This window comes from Agathobaculum faecis (assembly GCF_014287995.1).
GTDB lineage: Bacteria > Bacillota > Clostridia > Oscillospirales > Butyricicoccaceae > Agathobaculum > Agathobaculum ammoniilyticum.
Genome location: NZ_JACOPL010000001.1, coordinates 349,302 through 366,849, shown reverse-complemented (window position 1 = coordinate 366,849; position 17,548 = coordinate 349,302). Strand labels below are relative to the sequence as shown.

17 protein-coding genes, 7 tRNA genes, 1 other RNA gene and 1 pseudogene are annotated in these 17,548 nt (G+C 55.5%); 21 read left to right on the top strand and 5 right to left on the bottom strand.

Going from position 1 to position 17,548, the window contains the following annotated elements:
- Window positions 1-81 precede the first annotated feature (81 nt).
- The 15 genes from H8S45_RS01840 to H8S45_RS01770 all read left to right on the top strand — a co-directional run bounded on the left by H8S45_RS01840 (window position 82) and on the right by H8S45_RS01770 (window position 9,107).
- A complete protein-coding gene (locus H8S45_RS01840) occupies window positions 82-378 on the top strand; it encodes a YerC/YecD family TrpR-related protein (protein ID WP_054326081.1) in 297 nt (98 codons plus the stop codon).
- Window positions 371-1,111, top strand: coding sequence for a class I SAM-dependent DNA methyltransferase (locus H8S45_RS01835; protein ID WP_147573713.1), 741 nt, complete (start codon window positions 371-373; stop codon window positions 1,109-1,111). Before H8S45_RS01840 ends, H8S45_RS01835 begins: the two co-directional genes overlap by 8 nt.
- A 6-nt stretch (window positions 1,112-1,117) precedes the next feature.
- Window positions 1,118-1,999: an Hsp33 family molecular chaperone HslO gene (hslO, locus tag H8S45_RS01830; RefSeq protein WP_147573712.1), complete on the top strand. Its 882-nt coding sequence runs from the start codon at window positions 1,118-1,120 to the stop codon at window positions 1,997-1,999.
- An 84-nt stretch (window positions 2,000-2,083) separates the two neighbouring features.
- Window positions 2,084-2,160 (top strand) — tRNA-Asp (locus H8S45_RS01825).
- Between the two features lie 32 nt (window positions 2,161-2,192).
- Window positions 2,193-2,268, top strand: a tRNA-Phe gene (locus tag H8S45_RS01820).
- 7 nt (window positions 2,269-2,275) lie between these two features.
- Window positions 2,276-2,351, top strand: a tRNA-Gly gene (locus tag H8S45_RS01815).
- Window positions 2,352-2,372: 21 nt separating this feature from the next.
- A tRNA-Cys gene (locus tag H8S45_RS01810) sits at window positions 2,373-2,446 on the top strand.
- A gap of 146 nt (window positions 2,447-2,592) precedes the next feature.
- Complete coding sequence (locus tag H8S45_RS01805) at window positions 2,593-3,285, top strand: response regulator transcription factor (RefSeq protein ID WP_107632109.1); 693 nt, start codon at window positions 2,593-2,595, stop codon at window positions 3,283-3,285.
- On the top strand, window positions 3,282-5,348 hold the full coding sequence (locus H8S45_RS01800; protein WP_147573711.1) for a sensor histidine kinase: 2,067 nt from the start codon (window positions 3,282-3,284) through the stop codon (window positions 5,346-5,348). The genes H8S45_RS01805 and H8S45_RS01800 overlap by 4 nt, the downstream gene beginning before the upstream one ends.
- Window positions 5,349-5,642: 294 nt before the next feature.
- Window positions 5,643-6,020, top strand: coding sequence for a GntR family transcriptional regulator (locus H8S45_RS01795; RefSeq protein WP_054326038.1), 378 nt, complete (start codon window positions 5,643-5,645; stop codon window positions 6,018-6,020).
- On the top strand, window positions 6,017-6,871 hold the full coding sequence (locus H8S45_RS01790) for an ABC transporter ATP-binding protein (protein WP_242977799.1): 855 nt from the start codon (window positions 6,017-6,019) through the stop codon (window positions 6,869-6,871). The genes H8S45_RS01795 and H8S45_RS01790 overlap by 4 nt, the downstream gene beginning before the upstream one ends.
- On the top strand, window positions 6,868-7,530 hold the full coding sequence (locus H8S45_RS01785) for an ABC-2 transporter permease (RefSeq protein ID WP_147573710.1): 663 nt from the start codon (window positions 6,868-6,870) through the stop codon (window positions 7,528-7,530). The genes H8S45_RS01790 and H8S45_RS01785 overlap by 4 nt, the downstream gene beginning before the upstream one ends.
- Before the next feature lie 15 nt (window positions 7,531-7,545).
- A complete protein-coding gene (locus H8S45_RS01780) occupies window positions 7,546-8,208 on the top strand; it encodes an ABC-2 transporter permease (protein WP_054326035.1) in 663 nt (220 codons plus the stop codon).
- 157 nt (window positions 8,209-8,365) lie between these two features.
- Window positions 8,366-8,587 carry a hypothetical protein gene (locus H8S45_RS01775; protein WP_054326034.1) on the top strand — a complete coding sequence of 74 codons (222 nt, stop codon included), beginning with the start codon at window positions 8,366-8,368 and terminating at the stop codon, window positions 8,585-8,587.
- 67 nt (window positions 8,588-8,654) lie between these two features.
- Window positions 8,655-9,107, top strand: coding sequence for a TspO/MBR family protein (locus tag H8S45_RS01770; protein ID WP_054326033.1), 453 nt, complete (start codon window positions 8,655-8,657; stop codon window positions 9,105-9,107).
- A gap of 48 nt (window positions 9,108-9,155) precedes the next feature.
- On the opposite strand, the gene rnpB is transcribed toward H8S45_RS01770, so the two are convergent.
- An RNA gene (gene rnpB, locus H8S45_RS01765) (RNase P RNA component class A) lies at window positions 9,156-9,496 on the bottom strand.
- A gap of 107 nt (window positions 9,497-9,603) precedes the next feature.
- Between rnpB and murD the strand changes: the two genes are divergently transcribed.
- The gene (gene murD, locus H8S45_RS01760) at window positions 9,604-10,965 is read left to right on the top strand and encodes a UDP-N-acetylmuramoyl-L-alanine--D-glutamate ligase (protein ID WP_054326032.1); all 1,362 of its coding nucleotides are present in this window, start codon (window positions 9,604-9,606) and stop codon (window positions 10,963-10,965) included.
- A 55-nt stretch (window positions 10,966-11,020) separates the two neighbouring features.
- Here murD and H8S45_RS01755 read toward each other — a convergent pair whose 3' ends face one another.
- Together H8S45_RS01755 and H8S45_RS01750 are read right to left on the bottom strand one after the other, a co-directional pair.
- Window positions 11,021-12,334, bottom strand: coding sequence for an MATE family efflux transporter (locus H8S45_RS01755; protein WP_054326031.1), 1,314 nt, complete (start codon window positions 12,332-12,334; stop codon window positions 11,021-11,023).
- Between the two features lie 155 nt (window positions 12,335-12,489).
- Complete coding sequence (locus H8S45_RS01750) at window positions 12,490-13,107, bottom strand: TetR/AcrR family transcriptional regulator (protein WP_147573709.1); 618 nt, start codon at window positions 13,105-13,107, stop codon at window positions 12,490-12,492.
- Window positions 13,108-13,330: 223 nt separating this feature from the next.
- Here H8S45_RS01750 and H8S45_RS01745 point away from each other — a divergent pair.
- From H8S45_RS01745 to H8S45_RS01725, 5 genes and pseudogenes are all read left to right on the top strand, one after another.
- A tRNA-Leu gene (locus H8S45_RS01745) sits at window positions 13,331-13,415 on the top strand.
- Window positions 13,416-13,443: 28 nt separating this feature from the next.
- Window positions 13,444-13,529: transfer RNA gene (locus tag H8S45_RS01740), tRNA-Leu, on the top strand.
- 237 nt (window positions 13,530-13,766) lie between these two features.
- Window positions 13,767-14,054 (top strand): annotated as a pseudogene (locus tag H8S45_RS01735) (sigma-70 family RNA polymerase sigma factor); the annotation flags it as partial.
- Window positions 14,055-14,206: 152 nt separating this feature from the next.
- On the top strand, window positions 14,207-15,415 hold the full coding sequence (locus H8S45_RS01730) for an amidohydrolase (protein WP_243182340.1): 1,209 nt from the start codon (window positions 14,207-14,209) through the stop codon (window positions 15,413-15,415).
- A 13-nt stretch (window positions 15,416-15,428) separates the two neighbouring features.
- Complete coding sequence (locus tag H8S45_RS01725) at window positions 15,429-16,244, top strand: purine-nucleoside phosphorylase (RefSeq protein ID WP_186949462.1); 816 nt, start codon at window positions 15,429-15,431, stop codon at window positions 16,242-16,244.
- A 91-nt stretch (window positions 16,245-16,335) separates the two neighbouring features.
- Here H8S45_RS01725 and H8S45_RS01720 read toward each other — a convergent pair.
- Together H8S45_RS01720 and H8S45_RS01715 are read right to left on the bottom strand one after the other, a co-directional pair.
- Window positions 16,336-16,412 (bottom strand) — tRNA-Pro (locus tag H8S45_RS01720).
- A gap of 156 nt (window positions 16,413-16,568) precedes the next feature.
- Complete coding sequence (locus H8S45_RS01715; RefSeq protein WP_186949460.1) at window positions 16,569-17,537, bottom strand: XdhC family protein; 969 nt, start codon at window positions 17,535-17,537, stop codon at window positions 16,569-16,571.
- Between the last annotated feature and the right edge of the window lie 11 nt (window positions 17,538-17,548).

The following is a 17,548-nucleotide window of genomic DNA, read 5'->3' as shown; positions in this document are numbered from 1 at the left end:
TTCATACTTTACACTATGAAAGCGCTGTGCTATAATAAATACATCATAATGAGAAAGATTTTTCGAAAGGAGGAAATGGGGTTGAACCGGAAATTGAAAGACGAGGATATGGATATCCTTTTTCGAGGGATTTTGAAGCTCAAAACGGTAGAGGAATGCTACGACTTCTTTGAGGACCTGTGTACGATCGCTGAATTGCGCGCGATGGTGCAGCGCTTCCAGGTGGCGCGCATGCTGGATGAGGGGCGCATTTACAGCGACATTGTGCAGGAAACCGGCGCATCCACGGCGACGATTAGCCGCGTCAATAAATGCCTGGTGTATGGCTCGGATGGCTACCGCAGAATGCTGGACCGCCTGAAAGAAGACCATGAATAGTTATCAAACCCTGTCGGCATACTACGACCGGTTTACCGATGACGTGGGCTATGCGCGCTGGGCGGATTTTTTTGAGCGCCTGTTCGCGCGCGAAGGGATGCAGCCGAAGCTGGTGCTCGACCTGGCCTGCGGCACGGGAAGCCTGACCGGCATACTCGCCCAGCGCGGCTATGAGATGATCGGGGTGGATGCGTCGCCCGATATGCTGATGCAGGCCATGCAGAATACGATGAACTGCGATCCCAGGCCGCTGTTTCTCAATCAACGGATGGAGGCGCTCGACCTGTATGGTACGGTGGACGTATGCCTGTGCTGCTTGGACAGCGTTAATTATGTGACCGAGCCGGAAACATTACAGCAGGCGTTCGATCGGGTGCATCTTTTTCTCGAGCCGGGGAGCGGCCTTTTTGTGTTCGATATCAATACACCGGAAAAGTTCGCGCGCATGGACGGAAATTGCTATGTGCGGGAGGACGAGGATGTGTTCTGCGCATGGCAGGCCGCGGTGGAGGACGGATTGTGCGCCTATCAGTTCGATATCTTCGAGCGCAGCGGGGAAAACTGGACACGTGCGCAGGAAACGCATGAGGAGCGAATCTATACGGCTGAAATGCTGACCGCGATGCTGGAACGAGCCGGTTTCAGCGAAATCAAAATCTATGGGGATCAGGAATTTGCGCCGGTTCGTGGCGGCGAAGACCGGATTTATTTTACAGCACGAAAGAGAGATTAAAAATTTATGAGCGATTTATTACTCCGCGCGCTTGCCCGCGACGCAGGCATTCAAATTTCCGCAGCCAGAACGACCGGTCTGGTCGAACGCGCGCGGCAGATTCACAGCGCAACGCCGCTGGCGACCGCCGCGCTTGGGCGCACGCTGACTGCGACTGCGATCATGGGCAGCCAGCTTAAGACGCCGGACGGCTCCGTGACCGTACAGGTCAAGGGAAACGGCCCGCTGGGCGCGATCGTCTGTGTGGGCGATGCGGATGGGTATGTGCGCGGCTACCTGCAGGACCCGTCGGCCGACCTGCCGCTGCGGGCGGATGGCAAACTGGATGTGGGCGGCGGCGTGGGTCGCGGCTACCTGATGGTTATTAAAGATATTGGACTGAAGGATCCGGTTACAGGGACAGTCGCGCTGGTAAACGGCGAGATAGCCGAGGATCTGACGCGTTATTTCGCGGAGAGTGAGCAGATTCCTTCCGCTTGCGCGCTGGGCGTGCTGGTGGATACCGACCGGACAGTAAAGTGTGCGGGCGGCTGGCTGGTGCAGCTAATGCCGGGCGTGCAGGACAAGGATATCGACCGGCTGGAGGCCAACCTTGCCAAGCTCCAGCCCATGACTGCCATGCTCGAACAGGGGATGACCCTGGAGGAGATTATACAGGCGGTACTCGATGGGTTTGATGTGGATTTTTTGCAGACCGATGAGATCGGCTACCGCTGTGCCTGTAGCAGGGAAAAGGTCGAGCGTGCGCTGATCAGCATGGGGAAAAAGGAACTGTCTCAAATGGCGGCGGAGCAGGAAAAAAGCGAAGTGACCTGCCAGTTCTGCGATAAGATATATACCTTCAGCCGCGGGGAATTGCAGCAGCTTTTGGCGCACGCGGAAAAATGAAAAAATAGCAAAAAAACTGTTGACATTTTGCGTAATCTTCGATATAATAAATCTCGCCGCTGGTGAGTACGGCGGCGGCGATCCGGCCCGGTAGCTCAGTTGGTTAGAGCGCCAGCCTGTCACGCTGGAGGCCGTGGGTTCAAGTCCCATCCGGGTCGCCATTTCTTTGGTCGGAATCGGCTGAAGAAGATTTGCCTCTGTAGCTCAGTCGGTAGAGCAGGGGACTGAAAATCCCCGTGTCGGTGGTTCGATTCCGCCCGGAGGCACCATTTATATGCGGCTGTAGCTCATCTGGTAGAGCGCCACCTTGCCAAGGTGGAGGTAGCGAGTTCGAGCCTCGTCAGCCGCTCCATTACAATCCTTATACTGGAATGGTACCATAGCCAAGCGGTAAGGCGTGGGACTGCAACTCCCTGATCCCCAGTTCGATTCTGGGTGGTACCTCCAACTGAAAGAAGAGACGCCTTGGGGCGTCTCTTTTTTTGTATCCGGAAGAAAGCAAAATCTTAATAAAATCTCAAGAATTTTATAACGGAAATCAACAGAAAGCTCTGATAAGATAAAACGCAGAGGAGGGGGAAAGCATGGAGCAATTGAAAATACTGGTGGTGGACGACGATAGGGAGATCGTGGACAGTATCGGGATATTTCTGAAAGCAGAAGGCTATGCGGTGGAAAAGGCATATAACGGCTTGGAAGCGCTCGATATCCTGATGAGCCGCACGGTGCATCTGCTGCTGCTTGACATTATGATGCCGGAAATGGATGGGATCAAGACGCTGCTCAAGGTGCGGGAGAGCAAAAATATACCAATCATTTTAATATCCGCAAAAAGTGAGGACGCGGACAAGATACTTGGCCTCACGGCGGGCGCGGACGATTATATCACAAAACCGTTCAATCCTTCCGAGATGGTTGCCCGCGTAAAAAGCCAGCTTCGGCGGTACACCCAGCTGGGCGCGATGCAGGTAACGGAAAAGCAGATTGCGATTCGCGGCTTGGTGCTGGATATCGAGAGCAAGATTGTGACGGTAGATGGGGAAAGCGTCCGGCTCACGCCGCTGGAATATAAAATACTGGAGCTGCTCTGCCGCCACCCGGGCAAGGTGTTCTCAACCGAGGAAATATACCGGCAAGTGTGGAACGACGAGATCGTGTCGGACAATGCAATTGCGGTACACATCCGTCATATTAGGGAAAAAATCGAGATCAACCCGAAAGAGCCGCGATACCTCAAGGTTGTATGGGGCGTGGGCTATAAGATAGAGAGGAGCGAAGGAGCATGACGGTGAAAAAGATATTCCGCAGCACAGCGGCAAAGCTGGTCGCGTTTCTGGTTGTTGTTGGCTGCGTGGCGGGCGCGGTCACGCAGGCCGAATATGGGATAATGAATATGCTTCGCTGGTCGAACGACAGCGAGCTGGTATACCGGCTGGAAGACCGGTTTGAGGATTCCCAATTGGTGAATGGTTTGGTCAGTACCACGGTAGCGGATTTAGACTACGCGCTGCACGAGGGGCTGGATCAGGAGACTTTCGACCGGCGGTTCAGTGGGGCGAATTTTATCGGCGACTATTATGGACGCATGGGCGACCGTGTACTGAAAAACAGCGATTTAACGGAGGAAGAGGCCGCGTCGTCCCTGTTTTTTGCCGTGGCGCAGGCGGACGGTACCTTGTATTTTAGTGGGGATTACATGTTTATGCCATTGCAGTATTCCTATGTCGATCCGTCGTCGGGAGTATACAGGGAAGAGGATGTGCCGGAAAACAGCGTGATCTATGTGCGCATCACAGAAGAACAGGCCGCGGAATATGCGGCGCAATGGTCGGCGCAGCGCGGCGCGTTGATGGGGATACTGCGTAACCTGGTCGTTTTGTGCCTGCTGGCGGTGATCGCGTATATCTGTCTGCTGTTTGTTACCGGACGCACAGGGGAGGACGAAGCTGTCCATCTGGTCACCATTGACCGCCTTTTTATCGAGCTTAATTTGCTGCTGCTGTTTGGACTGCCGATCGCGGCAGGGGCGTTCAATATCTATGTGATATTTGAAGGGATGCAGCAAAGGGACATGGGCGGCATGTGGTGGTTCCTGCTGCCGAGCATCATTTTGTTTATCGGCGCGTTCGCGCTGGCAGTCGAGCTGTCGCTTTCTCTGGTGCGGAATTTGAAAAACCGGAGCTTTGTACAGCACTCGTTCATTCTTAGGGCCTGCCGCTGGTGCTGGAGGACGGTTAAACGGCTCTGGTTCTGGCTGGCCGACCTGCTGCGCCGCGGCTGGCATGCCATTGGCCGCGGCGGGAACAGCGTATGGAGAAAAATCCTGAAAAATTACAAGACCCGCAATGTACTGCTGATATTTTTGGGATATTCGGTCATACTTTCCCTTCTGGCGATGATGTTCGGCCTGATGATAGATTACGGTGAGGGCGTTTTGGTCTTTATCCTCGGCGTGGTCTGGTTTGCGGCGGCGGCATGGTTCCTGCTCAGCCGTATCAATGGCTTTGAATGTGTTGTGGAAGCGTTGCGGCGTCTGCGCGGCGGCGAATTGGAATATAAGTTGGAAAACATGCCGGCCGGCGTCTTCTCCGAGATGGCGGAGGATATCAACTCCCTGGGCGACGGGATGCAGACCGCGCTGCAGAACGAGATCCGCGCGGAACGGATGAAGAGCGAGCTGATTACGAATGTCAGCCATGACCTGAAAACCCCGCTCACCTCTATCCTGAATTACGCCGACCTGCTGTGTCAGGAGCATTTGACGCCGGAGGAAGCAAACGACTATGCAAAAATCATCCATCAGAAGGGGCTGCGGCTCAAAAACCTGACGAGCGACCTGTTCGATATCTCCAAGGTACAGTCAGGCGCGGAACAGATGGAGTGCGAACGGCTGGACGCCTGCACGCTCGTCCGGCAGGCGCTTGGCGAACAGGACCAGTCGATCGTGGGAGGCAAACTGACGCTCAAGGTGGATATACCGGAGCATGAGGTGCCGGTCTGGGCGGATGGCAAAAAAATGTCCCGTGTGCTGGAAAACCTGATCGGGAACTGCGTGAAATACGCGTTGGCAGGTACGCGCGTCTTCGTTTCGGTTTACGAACGGGAGGAAACCGCAGTGATTGAAATCAAAAACACCGCAAACTATGCGATGGATTTTGACGCGAGCGAAATCACGGAGCGGTTTGTCCGCGGCGACGAAGCGCGCTCGACTGAAGGGAGCGGCCTGGGGCTTGCGATTGCGAAAAGCTATGTGGAGGCCTGCGGCGGCACGCTGTCAGTCGATGTGGACGGGGATTTGTTTAAGGTCCGCATTCAATTCCCGCTCTATGCTTTACGCGGAGGAAAATAAGAAAGAGAAAAGGCAGCCGGTTTCCGGCTGCCTTTTCCTGTAAAAAGTAAAAAAGAAAGGTAAAAGGAGATAGCAAATTGTAAAAAATGTAAGTTGTCCGGTAACGCGGACGTAATGCCTGTATCGTTTGAAATCGGGACAATCCTGTCCGCGTTAAATAGTATAACGTGCTTTTTGCACAAACACAAGAAAAAGATTTCGTCATTTCAAACAAAAAATATTTTGAAGAACCCTCTTGACATGGCGTGACTATTGTATATAATGGATATATACAAAACGGGGGGAGAGGATGGAATGGAGATAATCCTGTCCAATATGGATGGAACGCCGATTTATGAGCAGATCGTACGGCAGATCAAGGCCAAGATCGTCGGCGGGGAGCTGACTGCGGGGGAGGCTTTGCCCTCCATGCGCCTGCTGGCAAAGGAGCTGCGCATCAGCGTGATCACAACCAAGCGCGCCTATGAGGAATTGGAGCGGGAGGGTTTTATCATTACCCAGACCGGCCGCGGCAGCTTTGTCGCGCCGTGCAATACCGAGTTGCTGCGCGAGGAGCAGCTCCGCGTGGTGGAGGAACACCTGATAGCGGCGGTGCGCGCCGCCCATCTGGGCAATCTGGATAAGGCGGAGTTCCTGGGGATCGCGGAAACATTGTTTGAGGAGGAAACATGATGGAAAACGCATTGGAGATAAATGGGCTGTACAAGCATTATGATGGGTTTGCCCTGCAGGACGTGAGCTTTATGCTTCCGCGCGGCGTTGTGATGGGCTTCATCGGGGAAAACGGCGCGGGTAAGACCACCACGATCAAAGCGGTGCTCAACCTGATCCGGCGGGACGCGGGTGCGATCAAGGTGCTGGGGCTGGACAATATAGCAGAAGAGCGCGCGGTGAAGGAGCGTATCGGCGTGGTGCTCGAGGACGGCTGCTTCCTGAACACGCTGACCGCCCGGCATGTGGATGTGCTGATGGGCAAGGCCTATCAAAGCTGGCAGTCCGAGCAGTTCTTCCGCTTTATGGAACGCTTTGGGATCGACCGTAATAAAAAGATCAAGGATTATTCCAAGGGGATGCGGATGAAGGTTTCCATCGCGGCGGCGCTGTCGCACGGAGCGGAATTGCTGATTATGGACGAACCGACCAGCGGACTGGACCCTGTGGTGCGCGACGAGGTGCTCGACCTGTTCTACGATTTTATGCAGGAGGACAGCCACGCGATTTTGCTGTCCAGCCATATCACGAGCGATCTGGATAAGATCGCGGATCATATCACTTTTATCCATCAGGGGCGCGTTCTGCTGAGCGAGCCGCGTGACGAGCTGCTGGATACTTTCGGCGTGCTGCGCTGCACGGCGGAGCAGCTTTCCGCGCTGGAGCCGTCGGCCATGCGTGCGAAAAGGATTGGGGCGTTTGGCTGCGAGGCGCTGGTGCGCAGGGATAGTGTGCCGGCAAACTGGCCGGTCGAGGCCGCCAATATCGAGCAGATTATGCTGTTCCTGACCAGAGGGGAGGAGCAGCGATGAAAGCGATGCTGTATGCGGACTGGATGAACTTCCGGCAGTCTATCCGCTCGATTCTGTTCGTCTTGGTGGTGTTTGCCGCGACCGCGCTGGTGTGGAACAAGCTGATGTTTTTCAACTTTATCGTAGTGATGCTCAGCATCATGATACCGACGACGCTGTTCGCCGCAGATCAGGCGTATGGATGGAACCGCCTGAGCCTGTCGCTGCCCATCCTGCGGCGCGATGTGGTCGGCAGCAAATTTTTGATCGGCGTGCTGATCAACTTGGCACTGCTGGGGATCGGTTCGGCGCTGGCGTCGGCATACTGCGTGTTTTATGACTCGTCAACCAGTCTAGCCGAGGTTTTGGCGGGCTTGCTCGTGTGCGAGGCGGTATCCCTGCTCCTGATGGGGGTGCTGATGGCGGTCACCTTTCGGTTTGGCATCGAAAAAGGCCGGTATATCGTTATGGCGTGCGTCTGGGTGCCGGTGTTGGGGATGTTTGTACTCGAAAAGCTGCCCGGCTTTGGCGAGGTGTTCGAGGCGGCCGCCCGATGGCTGGATGCGGCGGAAGAAGCGCGGCTCGGCCTGCTGATTACGGCGGCGGTAACGGTCGGCGTCGCCGTATACCTTATCTGCTATCTGATCAGCCTGAAAATCTATCAAAGGACTGAGCTGTAAAGGAGAGAGCGCTCGATGAAAGCGATATTATATGCGGACTGGATGAATTTTCGCCTTTCCATCAAGTCTATGCTGCTTGCGCCGGTGATTTTTCTGGTATGGGCGGTCATAGCCGAGCAGCCGATCTTTTTCTTTTCCATGCTTGTCGTTATGGGGTATATGTTCCCCAGTACAGCTTTTTCGGCGGAGCAGTCCGCCGGCTGGGACCGTCTGAGCCTGTCGCTGCCCATCCTGCGGCACGAGGTGGTGGCAAGCCGTTTTTTGCTGGCGCTGGCCGTCAATCTGACGCTGTTTGCGTGCAGTCTGGTATTTGCCACGTTTTACTGTCTGGCGCATGGGCAGCCGCAGGCGTTGATGGAAAATTATGTGTCCGTGCTGGCCTGTGAAGCGGTCGCGGTTATTATGATCGGTGTGGAGATGGCGGTAGCGTTTAAATGGGGCATCCAAAAGGCGGGGTATATCATGCTGGCTGCATTTTTTCTTCCGCTGGCGCTGGTGTTTGCCGCAGTAAGCCTGGAAATCCGGATACCGTTGCTGGCGGCAGCGGGACGCTGGCTTGCCGGAGTGGATGAAAGGCGCTTTGTCTTTTTGCTGTTGGGCTGTCTGGCGGTCGCGCTGATGGTATACCTGTTGTGTTATCGGGTCAGCGTGCGGCTTTACCGGAAAAAGGAGCTTTGAAATGAAGTTTTGCGAATACTGTGGAAAAGCCTGCGACACGGATGCGGAAACCTGTCCGGTTGCGGAGTACGAGGAGGATAGGAAGGTTACGGACGACGCGCTGTAGGTAACGAAAATGCTGCTGCTTGGCCTGCTCTGAGGGAAGGAGGGAACCGGTATGAAAAACGGCGCAAAATGCCCGAAGTGCGGCGGGACCCACAGCATCCGCATCTCTGATAATCCGTACCGCTATGCCAGCGGAAACAATATTTACACGACAAGGGCGACGCTGCTCGGCAAGGTACCGGTGATCCGCTATGTCTGCTATGACTGCGGCTATGTTGAGAACTGGGTGGAAAAACCGGAGGAGCGGGAAAAACTGCGGCGCACCTTTGGATAGAGAAAAATACATAAACGCCGGAAAAGCTCCATACCCTGAAACAGCAGGGGAAAGGAGCTGATGCAAATTGCTGGTTGCCAGTATTTTGCTGCCGCTTGCGGTCGGCGGGCTGTCCGCATGGCTCACCATGGGCAGCATGGACCAGTATGGGGCTTTGATACAGCCGCCGCTTGCGCCGCCGGCATGGGTGTTTCCAGCGGTATGGACGGTGCTATATATTCTGATGGGGGTCGCGTGCTGGTTGGTCTGGAAATCGGACGCGGCGCGTCAGGACAAGAAGCGCGCGCTGACACTGTACGGTGGACAGCTTGCGGTAAATTTTGTCTGGCCGTTACTCTTCTTTGGCCGCGGCTGGTATGGGGTGTCGTTCCTGTGGCTGCTGCTTCTGCTTGCGCTGGTACTGGCTGCCGTGGCGGCGTTTGGCAGGATACGGAAGTTGGCGGCATGGCTGCTCGCACCCTACATCCTGTGGCTGTTGTTTGCCGGATATCTGAATTGCGCCATCTGGCTGCTGAACTGATAGGGAAGAAAAGGAAAAAGCGCTCCGTATGGAGCGCTTTTTTGACGTGTCATGACTGGTGCTGTAAGCCGGGTTCTGTATTGGACGGTCATCTATCTGGGACGCGCGTCGCCGCGCGCCTCAAGCCGCCAGTCGGGACGGACGGGCCGCCCATAGTCCCTGTCGGCGTTGCTGCGGATAGAGTTTACAGGCCCCCCATGTTGCCATGGGGCGCGGTGAGCCCTTACCTCGCCTTTCCACCCTTACCGAGTCTTCATTACGGAGACGCGGCGGTATTTCTCTGTTGCACTATTCCTGGGGTCGCCCCCGGCGGACGTTATCCGTTATCCTTGCCCTGCGCAGCCCGGACTTTCCTCATGCATAACGCACGCGACCGTCTGCACCAGTCACGGTATCCAGTATACCCCAAAAAAGCGTTCCCGTCAAACCTGTACTTGCAAAATTGGATGAAATCGGTTATACTGTACATCGAGAAAAAGGCGGTGGACGCATTATTATGACAGCTTTGGAACAATATCTCGGCGGCCTGTCGGATAAACGGGTCGGCGTAATCGGCGCGGGCGTTAGCAATATGCCGCTCATCCGCATGTTGCGCGCGGCGGGAGTCTGTGTGACGGTACATGATAAAAAGACCCCGACAGAGCTTGGCGACGGCTATGCAACGCTGGCGACGCTGGGCGTGGACTTCGTGCTGGGCGAGCATTACCTGGAAGCGCTGGACGAGGACGTGATCTTCCGCACGCCGGGCGTGCATCCGCGTTTTCTGGAAAATGCGCGGCAGAATGGCTCGGAGATCACAAGCGAAATGGAGCTTTTCTTCGCGGTCTGCCCGTGTCCGATCATCGGTATCACAGGCTCGGACGGCAAAACGACCACGACAACATTGGTGAGCGAAATGTTAAAGCATGCGGGCTACACCGTGCATCTGGGCGGCAACATCGGCACACCGCTGTTGCCGCGCGTAAATGAGATGCAGGAAAGGGATCTTGCTGTTGTCGAGCTTTCGTCGTTCCAGCTCATGGGGATGCGGCATTCGCCGCACATTGCGGCGATTACCAATCTGACGCCCAACCACCTGGATTACCACAAGGATTTTGACGAGTATGTGCAGGCGAAAACGGCTATTTACCTTAACCAGAAAGCGGATGACCGTTTGGTGCTCAATCTGGATGACGAGGTTACCCGTTCGCTGCACGCTTCCGGCAACCTGTTCTGCACCAGCAAAACGCAGGAGCTTGCGAACGGTGTGTTTCTGAAAGATGATATGCTGTATATTTCGGAGGACGGTACGCGCCGTGCGCTGATGTCGGCGGCGGATATCCGTATTCCCGGCGCGCACAACGTATACAACATGATGATGGCTGCGGCCGTTGTGCAGGGGTATGTGCCGGACGACGATATCCGCGCGGTTGCGACGACCTTTGGCGGGGTGGAGCACCGGATCGAATTCGTGCGGGAAAAGGACGGCGTCAAATATTATAACGATTCGATTGCTTCCAGCCCAACGCGCACGATCGCTGGCCTGGAATCCTTTCAGCAGAAAGTGATCCTGATTGCGGGCGGCTATGATAAACACATCCCTTATGATGTGCTGGGCGGGCCGATCTGCACCCATGTCAAGACCCTGATCCTGACCGGCGCGACCGCACCAAAGATACGCGACTGCGTGCTGGCGGCCGAAGGGGAACACCCGCCGATCATTGAGGTTCCGGACCTCGAAACCGCCGTGCGCGAAGCACAGGCGCAGGCGCAGTCGGGCGATATGGTCATCATGAGTCCAGCCAGCGCGTCATTTGACCGGTTCAAAAATTTTATGGAGCGCGGCAAGCTGTTCAAATCACTGGTGGAAGCGCTTTAAAACCGTATGTGAGCAAAATGAAAAGACAGCCTCCGGATAACCGGAGGCTGTCTTTTTACGCAGTGCGACGGAACGCTTTCGCAGCGCATACGGCGGTGAACAGGAAAGTGAACAGCTCGGTTGCCGGAAAGGCGACCCAAACGCCCGTGATACCGAACCATGCGGTCAAAAGGAAGAGGAACGGCACAATTGCAATTACGCCGCGGAGCATGGAGAGCAGGAATCCCTGTGCGGAACGCCCTGACGCGCTGAAAAAGATAGAAGAGACGATATTGCAGCCGGCGAACCAAAAGCCGCAGAAATAGATGCGCAGTCCGGTGACCGCGTAGCCGGCGAGGACCGCGTTGTTTTCGCTGTTGAACACTGCGGTAATGGGGGCGGCAAATACGAAAACCAGCACATAAAGCAGCGTGGCAATCGCGAGCGATGACGTGATGCCGTACCGGTAGAAACGGCGAAGCGCGCCGTGGTCGTTCAGGCCGCTGCTGTGGCTGACAAGGGGCTGCATGCCGGTCGACAGGCCTTGAAAGATCGCGATGGCCACCAGAGCCAGATTGGCGACGATACCGTATGCCGCAACGCCGGTATTGCCGGAAATCCGCAGCAGGACGAAATTGAATAAAAACAGCACGACGGCGGAGGAAAGCTCCCCGACGAAAGAAGAGATGCCGGACGCGCAGATCGAAGCGAGCAGGCGGCCCTGCGGCCGCACTCGGCACAGATGAAAGCCGCGGACAGGGCTGCGCAGATGGCCGGAAAGGATCAGCAGACTGATAATTGGGGAAAGCCCAGTGGCGAAAGCCGCGCCAAACATGCCCCAGTCGCAGGGGAAAATGAATACATAGTCCAAAACAACATTGGACAAGCTGCCGACTATCATACCGCACATAGCGCGCCCAGGCGCGCCGTCATTGCGGACAAAGGCAAGTAATACATTGTTCATCACAAAAAAAGGCGCGAAACTGAGCAGGGTGCGCAGATAAACGCTGGTCAGGGGAAAGGTGTCGGCATCTGCGCCTAAAAGACGAGAAACCGGTGCCGCGCCAGCCAGCCCGATCAGCATAAAAAGCAAGCCTACTGCAAGGCCGAGTCCGACGGCATGCGTAAACGCGCGATCCGCGGATATGTTGTCGCATTGGGCGCAGCTGACGGTATAGCGGGTCGCGCCACCGACACCAATCATCAACCCCAGGCCGTTGAGTAGATTGTAGGCGGGGATAGCGATGTTGAGAGCGGCAAGCCCGTTCGCGCCCATCCCGCAGGAGACGAAAAAGGTATCCGCAAGGATATAGCAGGAAAGCCCCAGCATGCCAAGCACGTTCAGTGAGGCGTAGCGCCCGAAGGAGCGTAGATCAGCAGTATGTTCCATTTTGATGTTCTCCTTTAACCAATAAAAAACGCCAGCGCTTTCTATCTTCTAAGGCCTACGATAGAAAGTCTGGCGCAGCAATTTTTATCCGGCGATAAAAACGCGAGCATATTTGGTTTGCAGCTTTTTTAATATAGCACCCTGCGAAAAGCTTGTCAAGATAAATTGAGAACCCCAGCGCCAGGGCGAAGGAAAAGCGGTGAAATACCGCTCATGCCATGCGTAATCAGCGTATGGAGCAGTTCCACGGTTTGCTCGGCTGTCATATCAGGCGCGTCGCCGCGCAACCAAGATGACAGCAGGGATATGACGCCGGGGAGAGTATAGGAATAAATCAAAAACTTATAGCTGCGGGAGCTCTCCGGCATGAGCAAGTCCCATCCCTGCTGGAAAGCGTTGAAGAGCAACTGCTGCAGGCGGCGGATAAAGCGGGGATCACCCTGCTCGCCGGTAAGCGCATACAACAGCTTGGGAATGCGCGGTGTTTGCTGTAGAAGCTTTAGAAAGGCTACCAGCTCCTCGAACACATGCTCATGAGGCGCACGGGAAAACTCCTGCTCGATATGGTCGATGATATTATTTTCAATTTCGACCAGAAGCGCATCGACATCCCGATAGTGAAGGTAGAACGTGCTGCGGTTGATATCGGCCCGCGCGCAGATATCGGTCACGGTGATATCGGATAACGGCTGTTCGGTAATCAAATCAATAAAGGCGTCGCGCAGCGCGTTGCGCGTATAGAGCACACGGCGGCTGACTTTCTTTTCTGGCATGATGCGGTTCCTCCTGACTGTTGCTATTCTATCAGGATGAATAGGAAAAGTCAACGCTGTGTTGAAAAGAAGACGTAGCGTGGATGAAATTTAACGGATTTTTAGCAGACAGAATTCTTTGTTGTCTGGGAAAATTTTTGAAAAAAGCTGTTGACAAACTTCGTTCTATTCGATATAATACATATTGTCGCTGACAGTGAGGCGACTCGATGAGAAAGCAAATGCGAGTGTGCTGGAACTGGTAGACAGGCACGTTTGAGGGGCGTGTGTCAATCGACGTACGGGTTCAAGTCCCGTCACTCGCACCACTCTCTCAGGTGCGAGACAAGAGAATATGCGGATGTGGCGGAATGGCAGACGCGCTAGCTTCAGGTGCTAGTGTTCGCAAGGACGTGGGGGTTCAAGTCCCCCCATCCGCACCAAAAGACCACCGACGGCTGTCGGTGGTCTTTTTCCTTTGCTGCCTTGCGAATACGGATGAAATAAGGTAAAATAAAAGTGGAAGCGGCTGAGAAATATTTTCCGGCCAAGCATATCCGGACGGAAAATCCGGTCGAAGCATGTCGGCTGGCAAAAAATTTCGTCGGTATATTCTTTCCGAACCGCGGGGAAAATCCTGATAGAACGCACAACCTGTGCATGAGGCAGGAGGATTTTCCATGCAAACCAAAGTAGAGATCTGCGGGGTAAATACATCAGGGCTGCCGGTGCTGTCGGCCAAAAAGACCGACCAACTGCTGCTGCGCGTGAAGCAGGGAGACAAGCAGGCGAGGGACGAGTTGATCCAAGGTAACCTGCGGCTGGTTTTGTCAGTCGTGCAGCGCTTTCAGGGCCGCGGTGAATCGCCGGATGATTTGTTTCAGGTGGGCTGTATCGGGCTGATGAAATCGATCGATCATTTTAACACCGATCTCGGCGTGCGTTTTTCCACCTATGCCGTGCCGATGAACGTTGTTTGGGGAAACCTCCAACCAAATGAAAAAAGACCGCGCCATACATACCCAAGGTAAAGGAGAAAACAATGCTGTTCTGTAACATTGATGTACTGGATGAAGGCTTCATTTTGAAAAGGGGGCAATATGTAGGAACAAGGGATGGTATGATAGATTATATCGGGCCGGCCGCGCCGGACGCGGATTATGGTGAGCGGTACGATGGGCGTCACCGTTTGCTGCTGCCCGGCTTCTACAATGTACACAGCCATGCGCCCATGACCCTGCTGCGCGGCTATGCGGAGAACCTCCCGCTGCAGCGCTGGCTGAATGAAAAGGTCTTTCCATTTGAGGATAAGCTGGATGATGAGGCCGCTTACCACGGCACACAACTTGCGATTGCTGAAATGCTGGCCTGCGGCACGGTGTCATTCACGGATATGTATTTCTTTCTGGATGGGATGACTAGGGCGATTCTGGAGAGCGGCATCAAATGTAATTTGAGCAGGGGGCTTACCGTGTTTGACGACAGTTCTTACGAAGCGCTGCCGGCATATCAGGATAACCTGCGGCTGCTGGGCGAGTGGAACGGCGCGAATCAGGGTCGGCTGCGGGGCGACCTGTGCATCCACGGAGAGTACACCTCGACCCCCAAGGTTGTGGAGGCGGTTGCCGCGCAGGCCGGGGCATGCGGCGCGCAGATGCATATTCATCTTTCGGAAACACAGGAGGAGCATGAGGCGTGCAAGCAGCGGCACGGCATGACGCCGGCGGCCTATATGCAGGCACACGGCATATTCGACGTGCCGACCACAGCGGCGCACTGTGTTTGGCTGGAGGGGGAAGACTTCGACATCCTCAAGAAGCATGGCGTTACCGTTGCCTGCTGTCCGGCCAGCAATCTCAAACTCGCGTCAGGCTATGCCAATGTACCCAGGATGCTCGATATGGGTATTAACGTCGCGTTGGGTACGGATGGCGCGGCCTCCAACAATAATCTTAATATCCTGCAGGATTTGTACCTGTTTGCTGTGGCATATAAAGGGTATTATCGCGATGCGACGTTAATTACTCCCGCGCAGGCGCTGTATGCGGCGACACGCGCAGGCGCTTTGTCACAGGGACGGACGGACAGCGGCCTTCTCAAAGTTGGCTGCAAGGCCGACCTGTGCGTCATCAATACGGATACGCCGCAGTTCACACCCATGACGGATGCGGCCTGCAACGTGGTATATGCGGCGCAGGGGGCGGATATCCGGCTGACGATGGTGGATGGCGAGGTATTATACCGCGACGGTTCGTATACCACGATCGATCTGGAAAAGGTTAAGGCAGAGGTACGGTTACGTACCAGCCGGATTTTGTCCGCACTGTAAGGGGGCATATCGTATGAAAAAAACAAAAGTGGATGAATCGACGGATTATTTGAAAAGCAGGCTGCCGTTTGTGCCGGAAATCGGATTGGTTCTTGGATCCGGACTCGGCCCGATGGCGGAGGAGCTGGAAGCTGCGGTGTGTATCCCGTACGGAGAGATACCGCATTTTCGGGTATCCACCGCGCCGGACCATACCGGACGTTTGATCTGCGGTATGCTGGAGGGGAAAAAGGTTCTTTGTATGCAGGGGCGCCTGCACGGCTACGAGGGCTATGCGCCCGAGGAGATCGCGTATCCGGTCTATGTAATGAAAGCGCTTGGCGTGCGCGCGCTGGTGCTGACGAATGCGTCGGGGGGGATCAATACATCGTTTTCGGTCGGCGATCTTATGCTGATTGAGGATCACATCAATATGACGGGAAAAAGCCCGCTCACCGGACCGAATGACGACAGCTTGGGCGTGCGCTTTCCGGATATGACGTTTGCGTATGCACCTGCTTTGCGGGATACCGCACGAAAGGCCGCATTATCCTGTGGTGTGACGCTCCGGTCCGGCGTTTACTGCGGCGTGAATGGGCCGCAGTTTGAAACACCTGCGGAAATCCGGATGTTTCGCGCGATGGGAGCCGATGCGGTTGGGATGTCCACGGTATTTGAAGTGGTCGCAGCGGCGCACTGCGGCTTGCCGGTAGCTGCGGTTGCAATGATCACCAATATGGCGGCGGGGGTTTTGATGCAGCCGCTTTCTGGCGCGGAGGTCAATCAGATTGCGGAACAACGCGGGGGAGAATTCCAGCGCTTTATGCACTGTCTGATAGCGGGATTATGACCGAAGCACCGTGTGAAAAAAGCGGGTCCATTCTGGACCCGCTTTTTCCTGCGTAAAACAAAAAGGTTTTGCAAGATGCAAAACCTTTTTATGGTCGAGGTGACAGGATTTGAACCTGCGGCCTCTTCGTCCCGAACGAAGCGCTCTACCAAGCTGAGCCACACCTCGAATTATATCCGTCGCAATGTTTTCCAACCGTGACAGCTTTTATATTATATCTCGGATAAGCAGATATGTCAAGACTTTTTCCACAAGTTTTAAAAAACAGGAAGAGCGGGACAGAGCGAGGAACTAAGCGGGAGAAAATACGGCGGCCGCTGCCGCTCACAGCTTGGCGGCGGCGGTCTTTGAGCTGCGCCATGCGATGAGTTGCGCGGCAATCGATACCGCAATCTCTGCGGGGGTCTGCGCGCCGATAGCAAGTCCGATCGGCGTGATGACACGCTGCCGCACATGGAGGAAGCCCTCGCTTTCCAATAGGGAAAAGACTGACTCCCGCTTGCGACGGCTGCCCATTACGCCGATGTAGGAAGCGGGGGTGGAGAGGGCGAAACGGAGCGCGTCCGTATCCCCTTCGTGGCCGCGCGTCATGATACAGAAAGCATCGTCGGCGGCAGGGGAAATCGGACCGGCCAATGTTTGGGTGAGTAGGGAAAATGGGATGCAAAGGGTATGCTCGGCATGGGGGAAACGTTCCGGCGAGCAGAACACCGCGCGGTCGTCAATAACAATATGGCGAAATTCCAGATGATACAGGAGCCGGGAAAGGGCGAGTGACACATGCCCGCCGCCCAGCACAAACACCCGACCGGTATCAGATAAGGGGAGCGCCAGGACTGGACGCTCTTCCAGAAGGACGACAGCGGGGCAGGAGCGGATGGACTGCTCCTGCGAGAGTAGAGGCGCGGAGCCGTCCAGCGGCAGGCAGAATCGGACAGGCGGGACAGCACGGAAACTGTCCACGGCCTGCTGCAGCGGCGCAGCGTCGGTAAGCGGGGTAAAAAGAACCTCGGCAGTACCGCCGCATACCATGCCCAAGCTACCCGCCTGCCGGTTGTCCAGCACAAAGGCTTCACAGCGCGGTACGGTAAGGGCGGACGAGGCGATCGCAAGGCAGCGATGCTCAAGCAGTCCGCCGCCGATTGTGCCGCACAGCAGGCCGTTTTCTCCAACGAGCATCAGGGCGCCGGCCTTACGCGGCGTGGAACCGGTGGAGCGGACGATGGATACCAGCATCGCGGGCCGGCCGGCCTGTATTTCACACAGCGCGGTTTGCAGCAGTCGTTCGATCATGCGGGATACCC

Coding starts and splice junctions, on each gene's coding strand:
- H8S45_RS01835 (WP_147573713.1), top strand. CDS start 371: ATGAATAGTTATCAAACCCTGTCGGCATACTACGACCGGTTTACCGAT.
- hslO (WP_147573712.1), top strand. CDS start 1,118: ATGAGCGATTTATTACTCCGCGCGCTTGCCCGCGACGCAGGCATTCAA.
- H8S45_RS01800 (WP_147573711.1), top strand. CDS start 3,282: ATGACGGTGAAAAAGATATTCCGCAGCACAGCGGCAAAGCTGGTCGCG.
- H8S45_RS01795 (WP_054326038.1), top strand. CDS start 5,643: ATGGAGATAATCCTGTCCAATATGGATGGAACGCCGATTTATGAGCAG.
- H8S45_RS01790 (WP_242977799.1), top strand. CDS start 6,017: ATGATGGAAAACGCATTGGAGATAAATGGGCTGTACAAGCATTATGAT.
- H8S45_RS01785 (WP_147573710.1), top strand. CDS start 6,868: ATGAAAGCGATGCTGTATGCGGACTGGATGAACTTCCGGCAGTCTATC.
- H8S45_RS01780 (WP_054326035.1), top strand. CDS start 7,546: ATGAAAGCGATATTATATGCGGACTGGATGAATTTTCGCCTTTCCATC.
- H8S45_RS01775 (WP_054326034.1), top strand. CDS start 8,366: ATGAAAAACGGCGCAAAATGCCCGAAGTGCGGCGGGACCCACAGCATC.
- murD (WP_054326032.1), top strand. CDS start 9,604: ATGACAGCTTTGGAACAATATCTCGGCGGCCTGTCGGATAAACGGGTC.
- H8S45_RS01755 (WP_054326031.1), bottom strand. CDS start 12,334: ATGGAACATACTGCTGATCTACGCTCCTTCGGGCGCTACGCCTCACTG.
- H8S45_RS01750 (WP_147573709.1), bottom strand. CDS start 13,107: ATGCCAGAAAAGAAAGTCAGCCGCCGTGTGCTCTATACGCGCAACGCG.
- H8S45_RS01730 (WP_243182340.1), top strand. CDS start 14,207: ATGATAGATTATATCGGGCCGGCCGCGCCGGACGCGGATTATGGTGAG.
- H8S45_RS01725 (WP_186949462.1), top strand. CDS start 15,429: ATGAAAAAAACAAAAGTGGATGAATCGACGGATTATTTGAAAAGCAGG.
- H8S45_RS01715 (WP_186949460.1), bottom strand. CDS start 17,537: ATGATCGAACGACTGCTGCAAACCGCGCTGTGTGAAATACAGGCCGGC.